A 13,467-nucleotide genomic window follows, 5' to 3' on the forward strand; every position below is an offset into this window, starting at 1 on the left:
GTGACGGCCGGGGCGTGCGGCGCGCGGCGGGCAGGTCCGCGCGACCGAGCACTGCCGGTTGTCTGGGAAACTGCATGGTGTGGACGGTTACCTCGGCATCATCGTGATCGTGGCCATCGTCGCCATACTGGCGGTGGGTGGCCTGTGGCTGCTGTTCCGGCCGAAGGCGAAGGACCTGCCGCCCGCGCCGCCGGCCCCGCCCGAGCCGAAGGCTCCCGTCGTGGAGGAGCCGCTCAAGGCGGGACTGGGCGAGGAGGACGGCGGCACGACGACCACGCTGCCTCCCCCCATCGAAGAGCTGATCAAGGCTCCGGAGATCGAGGTCCCGCCGCCGTCGGCGGGACGGATGGTCCGGCTGCGCAGCCGCCTGGCCCGCTCGCAGAACGTCCTCGGCAGGGGACTGCTCGAACTGCTGTCGCGGGACCGGCTCGACGACGACGTCTGGGACGAGATCGAGGAGACCCTGATCACCGCCGACGTCGGCGTCGCGCCCACCCGCGCGATGGTGGAGGAACTGCGGACGAAGGTGAAGGTGCTCGGCAGCCGCACCCCCGACGAGGTGCGCAGGCTGCTGCGCGAGGAACTGCTCACGCAGATCGCGCCGGACCTCGACCGCACCCTCCACACCCGGCCGCACGGGGAGCGGCCCGCCGTCGTGCTCGTCGTCGGCGTCAACGGCACCGGCAAGACCACCACCTCGGGCAAGCTCGCCCGGGTGCTGGTCGGCGACGGCGGGAAGGTCGTGCTCGGCGCCGCCGACACCTTCCGGGCCGCCGCCACCGACCAGCTCCAGACGTGGGGCGACCGGGTCGGCGCGGGCGTCGTACGCGGCCCCGAGGGCGGAGACCCGGCGTCCGTGGCGTTCGACGCCGTGGCCAAGGGCATCGAGGACAAGGCCGACACCGTGATCATCGACACCGCGGGACGGCTGCACACCAAGACCGGGCTCATGGACGAGCTGGGCAAGGTCAAGCGGGTGATCGAGAAGAAGGCGACGGTGGACGAGGTGCTGCTCGTCCTCGACGCGACCACCGGCCAGAACGGCATGCGCCAGGCGCAGGTCTTCGCCGAGGTGGTCAACGTGACCGGCATCGCCCTGACCAAGCTGGACGGCACCGCCAAGGGCGGCATCGTGATCTCGGTCCAGCGCGAGCTGGGCGTGCCGGTGAAGCTCGTCGGCCTCGGCGAGGGCCCGGACGACCTCGCGCCGTTCGACCCCGAGGTCTTCGTGGACGCCCTCATCGGCGAGTAGCGGCGGGCGGGGCGGGCCCGGCGGCCCGCCCCGGACCCGCCGGTTGTCGTCACGGCCGGTTGTTTGTCAGGGCCGCTCGCTATCTTGCCTCGACGAGGATCCATCCTGTGGAGGTAGGTCATGGCGAAGATGCTGTACTCGGCCACGATGTCGGTGGACGGCTACATCACGGGGCCCGGCGGCGACATGTCCTGGCTGACCGAGCACATCGGGCCGAACCCGCTGGTGGATCGACTGATCCGCGACATCGGCGCGCTGCTCGTCGGCAACCGCACGTTCGGCGGCGACGACCCGCATCGGGGCACCGAGAAGGAGGGCAAGCCCTTCGGCGGCGGGTGGGAGGGGCCGCAGTTCGTGCTCACCCACCTCGCCCCGGCGACGCCGGTGCCGGGTGTCACCTTCGTCGGCGACCTGATGGAGGGTGTCGCCGCCGCCAAGGCCGCGGCGGGTGACAAGTACGTCAACATCCTCGGCGCCGAGGTCGCCCGGCAGTGCGTCGAGGCCGGGGTTCTCGACGAGATCCTCGTGTTCGTGGCGCCCGTCCTGCTCGGGGACGGGGTCCGGCTGTTCGAGCACGCGGGCGGCGCCCGGGTCCGGCTGGAACGCCTCAGCCTGACCGAGACGCCGGCCGCGACGACCATCTGGCTGCGCGTCGTCCGATAGGAGCCAGGGCCGGGAGCCGGGTCGCCCCGGCCAGGCCGGCTCAGCTCGGGTCAGCGCCGCTCAGGTCAGCGCAGCTCAGCTCGATCGGCTCGGGTCAGCTCGCGAGGAACGCGCGCAGGTCGCCGAGGTGGGGCCCGATGTCGATGCCCTGGTCGGCGAGCCAGCGCGGGCTGCCGTAGGTGTCGCGGTAGCGCTCCGCGCCGTCGCAGATCAGGGTGACCACGCTGCCCCGCTCGCCCTGCTCGCGCATCTCCCGGATGATCTGTACGGCCGCCGCGATGTTGGTGCCGGTCGAGCCGCCGACCTCCCGGCGGGTGACCTCCCTGACCCAGTGCATGGCCGCGATCGACAGCGCGTCCGGGACCTGGCACATCCTGTCGATGACCGTCGGCAGGAACGACGGCTCGACCCTCGGCCGGCCGATCCCCTCGATCCGCGATCCGGCGCCGCCGCGCTCCTCACCGGAGACCCAGGACGGGTAGAACGCCGAGCCCTCCGGGTCCGCCACGCACAGCCGGGTCTGGTGGCGGCGGTAACGGATGTAGCGGCCGATCGTCGCCGAGGTCCCGCCGGTCCCCGCGCCGACCACGATCCAGGCGGGCTCGGGGTGCCGCTCCAGGGCCATCTGCTGGAAGACGCTCTCGGCGATGTTGTTGTTGCCCCGCCAGTCCGTCGCCCGTTCCGCGTAGGTGAACTGGTCCATGTAGTGGCCGCCGGTCTCGGCGGCGAGGCGGTGCGACTCGTCGTAGATGGCCCTCGGGTCGTCCACGAGGTGACATTTGCCGCCGTAGAACTCGATGATCTCCCGCTTCTCCGGGGACGTGCCCGCCGGGATCACCGCGATGAAGGGCAGGCCGAGCAGGCGGGCGAAGTACGCCTCGCTCACGGCGGTGGACCCGCTGGACGCCTCGATGATCGTCGTGGTGGGGCCGATCCAGCCGTTGGCGAGGCCGTACAGGAAGAGGGACCGGGCGAGACGGTGCTTGAGTGAACCGGTCGGGTGTACCGACTCGTCTTTCAGGTAGAGGTCGACACCCCAGTGCGAAGGGAGCGGGAAGGCGTGGAGATGAGTGTCGCAGCTTCGGTTGGCGTCGGCCTCGACGGCCTGGATGGCCTCGGCCACCCACGCCCGCGTCGCGGCGTCATGCCGGTCCAGGTGGTTCATGGCGCCACTTTAGCCAGTGAACTCCGCCACATTTTACGCCGGATTGAGGCTTCAGTGTTACGCTAATGAGACTTGTTCGGCCTGCGCGTGACCTGGCCGCGTGGGACCGGCCCCGGAAGCGATGGCGCTGAGTGATGGGGCTGAGGGATGAGGATGACCACTCCGGACGAGCTAACGGCGTGCTTAGGCCCCGACCGGCACGATGTCCTTGGCAGAACAATGAACGGTCGTCCTCGCATGTGTTCGGGCCGGACGGGTAACGGGGGATAAGTTCCGTAGGGGGAAGAGATGATCTCGACCGACGAGCAGCGGCAGACATGGTTCGAGCGTGAGGTCGTGCCGGTGACGAGCCAGCTCTACGCCTCCGCCATGCGCCTGACGCGCAACCCCGCCGACGCGGAGGACCTGGTCCAGGAGACGGTCGCCAAGGCGTACACCTCCTACCACCAGTTCCGCGAGGGCACGAACCTCAAGGCGTGGCTGCACAGGATCCTGACCAACAACTTCATCAACGACTACCGCAAGAGGCAGCGGTCGCCCAAGCTGTCGGCCGCCGAGGAGATCGAGGACTGGCAGCTCGCCGCGGCGGAGTCGCACATGTCGACCGGCCTGCGCTCCGCCGAGACCGAGGCGCTCGACCTGATCCCCGACAGCGTCGTGATGAACGCCCTGCGCGCCCTGCCGGAGGAGTTCCGGGTGGCGGTCTACCTGGCCGACGTGGAGGGGTTCGCGTACAAGGAGATCGCCGACCGGATGGGCACCCCGATCGGCACCGTCATGTCCCGCCTGCACCGGGGCCGCCGGCAGCTGCGGGGAATGCTCGAGGGCTACGCCCGCGAGGAGGGCGTCGTCCGGGTGCCCGAACCCGCCTGCGCTGCCTGAGCCCGGCCTCTCCGAGCCGGACCGCGCTGCCTGAGCCCGGCCTCTCCGAGCCGGGCTGTGCCGCCTGAGCCCGGCCGCTCCGAGCCGGACCGTGCAGCCTGAGCCCGGCCTCTCAGCGGGGGTGGTCAGGCGGCGGCGATGAGGGCGATCGCGCCGAGCGCGAAGCCGACGCCGGTGATCTGCACGGGGCTCAGCCGTTCGCCCAGCACGTACCTCGCCAGCAGCAGCGTGCTCGCCGGATAGAGCGACACCAGGACCGCCACCAGGGTGAGCATCCCCCGCTGCGCCGCGAAGAGATACAGCACGTTGGCGGCCATATCGAGCACGCCGGCCACGACCGTCACCCGCAGGGAGCCCGGCGCCGGGCGCAGGCCCCTGCGCGTGGCGAGGGCGAGCAGGGCGACGAGCGTGATCGACGCGAGCCTCGCCCCCAGCAGCGGCCAGGCCCCCGAGTCGGCCGGAGCCAGCTTGAGCAGCACGAAGAACCCGCCGAAGCCCGCTCCCGACACCAGCGCGGCGACGACCGGGCCGAGCCTCGGACGGCTCGCCCCGCCGCCCGGCTCCCGGCTGACCAGCAGGACGGCGAACAGGCCGAGCGCGACCCCGCCCAGGGCCAGGGGCGACGGACGGTCGCCGGTGAGCAGGCCGAAGACGACCGGGACCGCCATCGCGGTCGTGGCGGTGGTGGGGGCGACCACGGACATCATGCCGGTGGCCAGGCCGCGGTAGAACAGCACGATGCCGAAGGCCCCGGCGACGCCCGACGCCGTCCCCCAGAGCAGCGCCGCCGTACTGGCGTGCCCGGGCAGGATCGGGAGGAGGGCGACGACCAGCAGCATGCCGCCCAGTTGCGAGAGCACGACGACGGCCAGCACCTTCGACCGTCTGGTGGCGAGGCCCCCGAAGAAGTCGGCCGTACCGAAGATCACCGCGCATGCGGTCGCGAGCGTGATCGCCGTCACGACCAACCCCCAAGAAAACTTCATGAATAGTGCAATGGACTGCAATAATAGACCAATATAATGGACGCATGCCGGAACCCGGGACGATCACCGCGGCCATCGCCGCGAACGTGCGCGGCCAGCGCGCCCACCGGGGGATGACCCTCGACGAACTCGCGGCCAGGTCGAACGTGAGCCGCGGCATGCTCGTGCAGATCGAGCAGGGCCGCACCAACCCCAGCGTCAACACGCTCACGCGCATCGCCGACGCGCTCGGCGTCACCCTCGCCCGGCTGGTGGAGGTCGCCGACACGCCGGTCGTCCGGATCGTGCCCGAGTCGGAGGTCGTGACGTTCGAGCAGCCCGGGGGAGGATCGGCCCGCCTGCTCGTCGGGACCGACGCGCCCGCGATCCTCGAACTCTGGGACTGGCGCCTCGCGCCGGGCGAGCACCACGACGGCGACGCGCACCCCGCGGGCACCCGCGAGATGCTCACCGTGCTGGAGGGGCGGCTCACCCTCGGCGTGTACGGCCGGAGCCACGTCGTCGGGACCGGCGACGCGGTCGTGTTCAGCGCCGACCGCCCGCACCGGTACGCCAACGAGGGCGACGCGCCGCTGCGGTTCGTGATGGTCGTCACCGAACCCAGGGAGCCCTCGCCCTAGATCGCGGCCACCCGGCCGCGCCTGGGGCCACATGACTCACGAGTAAGGGCTGCGCGGTGACGCTGAGTGGTCGATGATTACAGAATGAATCGGAAGGCGCCGCCTCAAGCTTGGGTACATCCCTTTTTGTACGTGTCTGGTGGGCAGAGGGGCGGTGCCCGGTGAGCGAGTCGCGGGTCGCGGTGGAAAAACTTCGCGCGGAACTCGCCGCGCTCGGGGTGGCCGACGCGTACGAGATCGGCGACGAGGCTACCCTCTCGGTGTGGATAGGCCTCGTCGTGACCTTCCGTGACGGGTTTTACCGTTGGCGCGAGGGTGCCGTGAAGTGCCGGCACCTGGGTACGGATCCCGCAGGGTGCGCCGTCCGGGTGGCTCGCAGACACGCCGAACTGAAAGCGGACGTGCCGCCCTGGTGGGAGGAGCTGGACAGGGTTCTGCGGGGGGGAGCCGCCGGCGGCTATCCGTGACGTTCGTGGCCCCCCGCCTGCTCCGGGGGGTCGTATGCGGATCGGATTCGTGCTGCTGTCGCTGGCGCTGGTCGCCGGATGCGCCCAGAGCAGGTCCGCGCCTTCGCTGCGGGGAGCCGAGCGCAAGGCGGTGCGGGCCGTGGCGCCGCACTTCCGTTTCGGGCCGGTGCGGCGGTTCGACGCCGACCTGCTGCGCTGGCGGCTCGCCGGGGCGCAGCGGGGAGCGCCCGGGGCACGCCTGCCCGCGGTGCCGCCGCCCCGGCAGATCGACTGCCGGCAGCACCGGTGCGTGGCGCTGACCTTCGACGACGGGCCCGCCGAGTACACCGGGCACGTGCTCGACCTGCTCGCCGCCCATCACGCCCGGGCCACGTTCTTCATGCTCGGCCAGATGATCACGGGGGAGACCCGGGACTTCGTCCGCCGCATGGCCTCCGAGGGGCACGAGCTCGGCAACCACTCCTGGGACCACGCCTCGCTGTCCGGCCTCGCGCCCGAGGCCCTGCGGCGCGAGCTGGAGCGGACCCAGGAGGCCGTACGGACGGTCACCGGTGTCCGGATGCGGCTCATGCGCCCGCCGTACGGCGCGACGAACAAGTCGGTGGAGGAGGAGTCGAAGCAGGAGGGCCTCGCACAGATCCTGTGGGCGGTCGACACCCTCGACTGGCTCAACCGCAACCCCACCGTGATCGCCCAGCGCAGCGCCGCGGCCAAGCCGGGCGACATCGTGCTCATGCACGACATCCACCCCACCACCGTGCAGGCGCTGCCCCACCTGCTCGACGAGCTCGACCGCAAGGGCTTCACGTACGTCACCGTCTCCGAGCTGCTCGGCAGCCCCGCACCGGGGAAGACGTACACGAACCGCTGACGGCCGCGAACCGCTGACGGCTTGGCGCGGGGAGCGTCCCCGCCGTCCGTCCACCCCGGGCATGCCGGTCAGGCGCGCGGCCTGACGACACCGCAGCCGACGCGCGCGCCGGCGTCGCCGGTCCTGCGGGTGGTCAGGTCCGGGCCGGTGGCCCCCATCGAGTCGGGGCGGTGGAAGTACCTCTTCGGGATGTGGGCGAAGTTGTCCGGCCCGGCGTGCACCACGACCGCGCTTCCGTTTGCGTCCGCGAGATCCTCCAGCGTGAACCGGTCGGTCACGAAGGAGGCGGAGGCGGTTCCGTCGTCCGCGGCCAGCAGCGGAGGCATGTCCCCGGCCCCGGCGCCGTGCGTGCCCGGGCCGAGGTGGCTTCCGGCGCTGGAGAACGGCGTGCCCGTGGCCCGGTCGACGGCACGCGGGTCGCACACGCCCGCCGCGTGGATGTGGAAGCCGTGGAACCCGGGGGCGAGCCCGCGCACGCTGACGCTGACCCTGGTCTTCTCCAGGTCGTACCGCTCGAACCGGACGCTGCCCAGGACGCGCCCGGAGGCGTCCCTGACGACGGCGGCCGCCGTCCCACCGGTGCGTGACGGTGCCGCGGGAGCGGCGGACGCCCCGGGGACGGCCGTGGCGGCGAGTCCCAGGGCGAGGCCGCCGGGCAGCGCGAGAACCGGCGCGAGTCCCAGCGAGAGACCCAGGGCGAAACGGGGTGGGCGAGGCATGACGCTGTCCTCCTCAGACGCTTGACGCATCCGACAGCAGAGCACGGTGAGCCGGGCCGAGGAGGACGAACGACGCCGTCTGTGCCCGCCGTTTACCCGTTCTTGGTATGGCGGGCCGGGCGAGCGGGTGACGAGGTCAGTTGGCGCGCTTGGCGCGGGCGGCGGCGCGGCCCCGGAGGGCGGAGTCCAGGACGACCTTCCGGATGCGCACGGTCTGCGGAGTGATCTCCACACACTCGTCGTCGCGGATGAACTCCAGGGCCTGCTCCAGCGACAGCACGCGCGGCGGGATCAGCTTCTCGGTCTCCTCGCTGGTGGAGGAGCGCATGTTCGTGAGCTTCTTCTCCTTGGTGATGTTCACGTCCATGTCGTCCGAGCGCGAGTTCTCGCCGACGATCATGCCCTCGTACACCTCGGTGCTGGGGGAGACGAACAGGGTGCCGCGCTCCTGCAGGTTCATCATGGCGAACGCGGTGACCTGGCCCGACCGGTCGGCGACCAGTGAACCGGTGTTGCGGGTGCGCAGCTCGCCGAACCACGGCTCGTAGCCGTCGAAGACGTGGTGGACCAGGCCGGTGCCGCGGGTCTCGGTGAGGAACTCGGTGCGGAAGCCGATCAGGCCGCGCGAGGGCACCACGAACTCCATCCGGATCCAGCCGGTGCCGTGGTTCGTCATGTGCTCCATGCGGCCCTTGCGCACGGCCAGGAGCTGGGTGACCGCCCCCAGGTACTCCTCCGGGCAGTCGACGGTGAGGCGCTCGACCGGCTCGTGCAGCTTCCCGTCGATCGTCCTGGTCACGACCTGCGGCTTGCCGACGGTCAGCTCGTAGCCCTCGCGGCGCATCTGCTCCACCAGGATGGCCAGGGCGAGCTCGCCGCGGCCCTGGACCTCCCACGCGTCCGGGGTCTCGGTGGGCAGCACGCGCAGCGAGACGTTGCCGACCAGTTCCTTGTCGAGGCGGTCCTTCACCAGGCGGGCGGTGACCTTGGCGCCCTTGACCTTGCCCACCAGCGGGCTGGTGTTGGTGCCGATCGTCATGGAGATCGCCGGCTCGTCGACCGTGATCAGCGGCAGGGGGCGCGGGTCGTCCGGGTCGGCCAGCGTCTCGCCGATCATGATCTCCGGGATGCCGGCGATGGCGATGATGTCGCCCGGCCCGGCCTCCTCGGCGGGCTTGCGCTCCAGCGCCTCGGTCATCAGCAGCTCGGAGATCTTGACGCGCTGGACGGTGCCGTCGGTGCGGCACCAGGCGACCTGCTGGCCCTTGCGGATGGTGCCGTGGTGGACCCGGCACAGCGCGATCCGGCCCAGGTAGCTGGAGGCGTCGAGGTTGGTGACGTGCGCCTGGAGCGGTGCGGAGGGGTCGTACACCGGCGCCGGGATCGTCTTCTTGATCGTCTCGAACAGCGGCTCGAGGTCGGGCGAGTCGGGCATTCCGCCGTCGGCGGGACGCGCCAGCGACGCCCGGCCCGCCTTGGCCGAGGCGTACACGATCGGGAAGTCGATCTGCTCCTCGGTGGCGTCCAGGTCGATGAACAGCTCGTACACCTCGTCGACGACCTCGGCGATCCGGGCGTCCGGGCGGTCGACCTTGTTGATGCACAGGATGACCGGCATCTTCGCCGACAGCGCCTTGCGCAGCACGAAGCGGGTCTGCGGCAGCGGGCCCTCGGAGGCGTCCACCAGCAGCACGACGCCGTCGACCATCGACAGCCCGCGCTCGACCTCGCCGCCGAAGTCGGCGTGGCCCGGGGTGTCGATGATGTTCAGCGTCATTCCGCCGTGCCGGACGGCGGTGTTCTTGGCGAGAATGGTGATGCCCTTCTCGCGCTCCAGGTCGTTGGAGTCCATGACGCGCTCGTCCACGTCCTGGTTGGCCCGGAACGCGCCGGACTGCCAGAGCATGGCGTCGACCAGCGTGGTCTTGCCGTGGTCGACGTGCGCGATGATCGCGATGTTCCGCAGGTCGTCGCGGGTGTTCATAGGCATAGGGAAGTCTCGCTCTGGTTCGTCGGGGTGTCGTCCGCGTCCCGGGACCGAAGCGAGACGCACAGCAGCCGCAAGACGCGGCCATACCAGTTTAGTTGATCCCGATCGCCGGCACGCGCCGACGGCTCCGGGGCCCTCGATGGCAACGCCGGCGCCGCCGCCCGCATTCCACTCCGTTCAAAGGCCTGCCGTCCGGGCAGGTGGATCGGCTGTGACGGATGAAGGACTCGTGCTGCTGATCGCCTGGGCGGAGTTGCTCGTGCCGCTCCTCGTCCTCGCCTACCTCCTGCTGCGGCGGCGCACATGATCCCGCCCGCTCGGCTGGCTCCGCTCGCCCTCCTGACGGCACTCCTGCTGTCCGCCTGCGTCAGCCCCGCGTGGGACGACCACGACTACGCGCTCAAGGCCGGCAAGACGGCCGAGTCGGCCGTGTCGGCCGTGCGGTTCGCCCGTTCCGTCGTGGCGCACCGGGACCGGATGACCGGGCCGTACGCCGAGGTGGTGCTCACCGAGGCGGTGCGGGACCTGAGCAGCGTGAACGACCAGTTCGGCGGCGTGCAACCGCCCTCGGACTCCTCGGACCGGGTCAGGGACGAGGTGCTGCGCCTGACCGAGAGGGCCGAGAGCGAGGTGGCGGACCTGCTCATCCAGTGGCGTCGCGACGGGGTCAAGGACCCGGAGGCGGCCGTACGGGAGCTGGACGGGCTCGCGAGCGAGCTGAGCGACTTCGCGGAGAAGCACAAGTGAAGAGACTCCTCGCGGTCACGCTCGGCATCCTGACGGCCTTCGGCGGCTTCGTGGACATCGGCGACCTGGTCGCCAACGCCGTCGTGGGGTCGAGGTTCGGGATGTCCCTCGCGTGGGTGGTGATCGTCGGCATCATCGGGATCTGTGTCTTCGCCGAGATGTCCGGCAGGATCGCGGCGGTGTCGCAGCGGCCGGTCTTCGACCTCGTCCGCGAGCGCATGGGTCCGCGTGCCGGGCTGGTCAACCTGGGCGCGTCGTTCTTCATCAACGTGCTCACGCTCGCGGCCGAGATCGGCGGCTCCGCGCTCGCGCTGGAGCTGGTGACCGGGATCAACTACCTGCTGTGGGTGCCGCCGGTGGCCCTGGTCGCCTGGCTGGTCATGTGGCGGGTGAAGTTCGAGACCATGGAACGCGTCTTCGGGCTGGCCGGGCTCGCGCTCGTCGTGTTCATCGTCGCGCTGTGGCAGCTCGGGCCCGACTGGGGCGAGCTGACCACGCAGCTCGTCCGGCCGCCGCAGGACGAGGGGGTGCCGACCTACCTCTACTACGCCATCGCGCTGCTCGGCGGGGCGATGACGCCGTACGAGGTGTTCTTCTTCTCCTCGGGCGGTGTCGAGGAGAAGTGGACGCGCAAGGACCTGGTGACCGCGCGGGCGAACGTGTTCGTCGGCTTCCCCCTCGGCGGCGCGCTGTCGCTGGCGATCGCGGCGTGCGCGGCGACCGTCTTCCTGCCGGTCGAGGCCGAGCCCGGCTCGCTCGGGCAGATGGTGCTGCCGGTCGCCGAGGGACTGGGCAAGGTCGGGCTCGGTGTGGTGATCCTCGGGGTGTTCGCGGCCACGTTCGGCGCGACGCTCGAGACCGCCCTGTCGTCGGGCTACTCGCTGAGCCAGTATTTCGGCTGGCAGTGGGGCAAGTATGTGGTGCCCGGCCGCGCCGCCCGGTTCCACGTGACCGTGCTCGCCTCGGTGATCGTCGCGACCGCGCTGATCCTCACCACCATCGACCCGATCAAGGTGACCGAGTATTCGCTGGTCTTCTCCGCCGCGGCCCTGCCGCTCACCTACCTGCCGGTTCTCATGATCGCCAACGATCCCGACTACATGGGGGCGAAGGTCAACGGCAGATTCAGCAACGTGCTGGGCAGCTTCTACATGGTGCTGCTGCTCGTCGTGGCGCTCGCGGCCATCCCCCTGATGATCGCGACGAAGGCGGGCCAGTGACGGCCCGGGAGGTGAGGGAACCGTGAACGAGCACGCGCGGGTGCTGCACGCCCGCCTGCACCTGCTCGACCGGCAGGTCGTCAGGGAGAGCGACGACCGCCTGCTGTGCAAGGTGGACGACCTGGAGGTGCGGCCCGGCGACCGGCCGTACGTCACGGCGATCCTGTCGGGGCCGCTGGCGCTCGGTCCACGTCTCGGCGGCCTGCCGGGATGGCTGATGACGGAGACCGACCGCCTCTTCCGGGGGGAGGCGCGGCCCGGGCCGTACCGCATCGACATGAGCCTGGTGACCGACGTCGGCAGCGCCGTGCGGGTGGCCGGCCACCCGCAGGACCTGGCGCTGGAGCGCTGGCTGACCAGGAACGTCGTCGGCCGGATCCCGGGAGCGGCGGGCACACCCGAGCAGGATGCTCCCGAAAACACGGCGGGGGACGCGTCGGAGAAGACCCTCAGGGTGCGGGAGAGGGAGGAGGACAGGCCGGACACGATGCGGCTCGGCGGACTGTTCGGCCGTACGGTCCGCGGCCCGTCGGGGGAGGTCGCCGGTGACACGGCGGACGTCCGCCTCGTTCAGGACGGGCCGCTGCTCGCGGAGGTCCGGCAGGCCTTCCGGCTCGCCGGTCTGCTGATCGCCCGGCGGCGTGCCGGGCGGCTCTTCGGGTACGAGCGCGGTCCTGGTCTCTGGCGGCCGTCGCTGCTCGGCGCCCTCGTGCGGCGCATGCACGGCGAGATCCGGTACGCCGAGTGGGACCAGATCGAGTCGCTCGACGACGACGAGGTCAGGCTGGGGGTCGCCTGGGACCGGCTGCGCTCGACCGCCGACCTGTGACGGTTTCCCGTCGCGTGGGGGCGGCATGCGGGAGAGAAGTGACATGGGGGGAAATAAGGTCGGAGGCATGGCTCTCGCTGCTGCTTACGGAGCGATGCTGCGCACGGCGGACGGCGTCCGCATCGACGCGGCGCACACGCCCAACGGCTCTCTCGACCTCGGCGTCGTGGTCGCGCACGGGTTCACCGGCACGTGGAGAGGGCCGGACACCCGCCGCATCGTGCACGTCCTGTCGAGGTTCGGCGGTGTGGTGTCGTTCGACTTCCGGGGCCACGGCCGCTCCGGCGGCCGGTCGACGGTCGGTGACCTGGAAGTCCTCGACGTGGACGCGGCGGTCAAGCTCGCCCGCTCGATCGGTTACCGCCGGATCGTCACGCTCGGCTTCTCGATGGGCGCGGCCGTCGTCGTACGGCACGCCGCGCTGCACGGGGGCGTGGACGCGGTGGTCGCGGTGAGCGGTCCGGCCCGCTGGTACTACCGGGGCACCAAGCCCATGCGCCAGGTCCACTGGGCGATCGAGCGCTGGCACGGGCGGCTGGCGGTCCGGCTGGCCAAGCGGACCAGGATCGCGGTCGAAGGATGGGACCCCGTGCCGCTCCCGCCGCACGAGGCGGCGGCGATGGTCGCCCCCACGCCCTTGCTGATCGTGCACGGGGACCGGGACCCGTTCTTCCCCGCCGAACACGCCCACCAGCTCTACGAAAGCGCCGGGGAGCCGAAGGAGCTCTGGATCGAGCCCGGCTACGGCCACGCCGAGGCGGCGGCCACCCCCGATCTCATTCGCAGAATTGGTCGGTGGATTTCGCGAACCAAACCCGCATAAGGGTCGTCTATATGGCCAGAGCGAGCCTGAGGGGCGCGCCGGCGTCTGGACTGAGGAGTGCGCGGGAGCGAAGCGACCAGAGCACAACGAGGGCAAGTGTTCATGGCGTGCCTCCGGCACGACCTGCCGGATGTGAGCGCCTCGAAGGTGAGCGGGAAGCGCAGCGTCGCGGGGGCGCGCTGGGCGGTCCACCGGCCTGGTGCGGCAGGGATGCCGCACCAGGCCGGAGGGAC

At 71.1% G+C, this 13,467-nt stretch carries 14 protein-coding genes; 10 read left to right on the forward strand and 4 right to left on the reverse strand.

Features of this window, described 5'->3' with window-relative positions; all coding sequences use genetic code 11:
• The first annotated feature begins 79 nt into the window (after window positions 1-79).
• Both ftsY and HHX33_RS16730 read left to right on the forward strand, forming a co-directional pair.
• On the forward strand, window positions 80-1,252 hold the full coding sequence (gene ftsY / locus HHX33_RS16725; protein WP_117408422.1) for a signal recognition particle-docking protein FtsY: 1,173 nt from the start codon (window positions 80-82) through the stop codon (window positions 1,250-1,252).
• Between the two features lie 120 nt (window positions 1,253-1,372).
• Entirely contained in the window at window positions 1,373-1,915 is a 543-nt protein-coding gene (locus tag HHX33_RS16730; protein ID WP_182875402.1) for a dihydrofolate reductase family protein, read from the forward strand.
• A gap of 94 nt (window positions 1,916-2,009) precedes the next feature.
• Here HHX33_RS16730 and HHX33_RS16735 read toward each other — a convergent pair whose 3' ends face one another.
• Window positions 2,010-3,080, reverse strand: a complete 1,071-nt coding sequence (locus tag HHX33_RS16735; RefSeq protein ID WP_182875403.1) for a PLP-dependent cysteine synthase family protein — start codon at window positions 3,078-3,080, stop codon at window positions 2,010-2,012.
• A gap of 288 nt (window positions 3,081-3,368) precedes the next feature.
• Here HHX33_RS16735 and HHX33_RS16740 point away from each other — a divergent pair, with 288 nt between their 5' ends.
• On the forward strand, window positions 3,369-3,962 hold the full coding sequence (locus HHX33_RS16740) for a sigma-70 family RNA polymerase sigma factor (protein WP_117408425.1): 594 nt from the start codon (window positions 3,369-3,371) through the stop codon (window positions 3,960-3,962).
• Window positions 3,963-4,087: 125 nt separating this feature from the next.
• Here HHX33_RS16740 and HHX33_RS16745 read toward each other — a convergent pair whose 3' ends face one another.
• The gene (locus HHX33_RS16745) at window positions 4,088-4,948 is read right to left on the reverse strand and encodes a DMT family transporter (RefSeq protein WP_220499233.1); all 861 of its coding nucleotides are present in this window, start codon (window positions 4,946-4,948) and stop codon (window positions 4,088-4,090) included.
• Window positions 4,949-4,992: 44 nt separating this feature from the next.
• On the opposite strand from HHX33_RS16745, the gene HHX33_RS16750 reads away from it, so the two are divergent.
• The 3 genes from HHX33_RS16750 to HHX33_RS16760 all read left to right on the forward strand — a co-directional run bounded on the left by HHX33_RS16750 (window position 4,993) and on the right by HHX33_RS16760 (window position 6,906).
• Window positions 4,993-5,568 (forward strand): helix-turn-helix domain-containing protein, encoded by a 576-nt coding sequence (locus HHX33_RS16750; RefSeq protein WP_117408426.1) that lies wholly within the window; start codon window positions 4,993-4,995, stop codon window positions 5,566-5,568.
• Window positions 5,569-5,729: 161 nt separating this feature from the next.
• Window positions 5,730-6,035: a hypothetical protein gene (locus HHX33_RS16755; RefSeq protein WP_117408427.1), complete on the forward strand. Its 306-nt coding sequence runs from the start codon at window positions 5,730-5,732 to the stop codon at window positions 6,033-6,035.
• Window positions 6,036-6,069: 34 nt separating this feature from the next.
• Window positions 6,070-6,906: a polysaccharide deacetylase family protein gene (locus tag HHX33_RS16760; RefSeq protein WP_182875404.1), complete on the forward strand. Its 837-nt coding sequence runs from the start codon at window positions 6,070-6,072 to the stop codon at window positions 6,904-6,906.
• A 68-nt stretch (window positions 6,907-6,974) separates the two neighbouring features.
• Here the strand turns inward: HHX33_RS16760 and HHX33_RS16765 are convergent, their stop codons facing one another.
• A complete protein-coding gene (locus tag HHX33_RS16765) occupies window positions 6,975-7,625 on the reverse strand; it encodes a superoxide dismutase family protein (protein WP_182875405.1) in 651 nt (216 codons plus the stop codon).
• Between the two features lie 136 nt (window positions 7,626-7,761).
• Entirely contained in the window at window positions 7,762-9,615 is a 1,854-nt protein-coding gene (gene typA, locus HHX33_RS16770; RefSeq protein WP_117408430.1) for a translational GTPase TypA, read from the reverse strand.
• Window positions 9,616-9,918: 303 nt separating this feature from the next.
• Between typA and HHX33_RS16775 the strand changes: the two genes are divergently transcribed.
• The 4 genes from HHX33_RS16775 to HHX33_RS16790 all read left to right on the forward strand — a co-directional run bounded on the left by HHX33_RS16775 (window position 9,919) and on the right by HHX33_RS16790 (window position 13,234).
• Window positions 9,919-10,362: a hypothetical protein gene (locus HHX33_RS16775; protein ID WP_182875406.1), complete on the forward strand. Its 444-nt coding sequence runs from the start codon at window positions 9,919-9,921 to the stop codon at window positions 10,360-10,362.
• Window positions 10,359-11,582, forward strand: coding sequence for an NRAMP family divalent metal transporter (locus HHX33_RS16780; protein ID WP_182875407.1), 1,224 nt, complete (start codon window positions 10,359-10,361; stop codon window positions 11,580-11,582). The genes HHX33_RS16775 and HHX33_RS16780 overlap by 4 nt, the downstream gene beginning before the upstream one ends.
• 22 nt (window positions 11,583-11,604) lie before the next feature.
• A complete protein-coding gene (locus tag HHX33_RS16785) occupies window positions 11,605-12,411 on the forward strand; it encodes a hypothetical protein (RefSeq protein WP_182875408.1) in 807 nt (268 codons plus the stop codon).
• 67 nt (window positions 12,412-12,478) lie between these two features.
• Entirely contained in the window at window positions 12,479-13,234 is a 756-nt protein-coding gene (locus tag HHX33_RS16790; protein ID WP_259402547.1) for an alpha/beta hydrolase, read from the forward strand.
• Window positions 13,235-13,467 lie beyond the last annotated feature (233 nt).

Source organism: Microbispora sp. H10670 (assembly GCF_014161385.1).
Classification (GTDB): Bacteria; Actinomycetota; Actinomycetes; order Streptosporangiales; family Streptosporangiaceae; genus Microbispora; species Microbispora triticiradicis.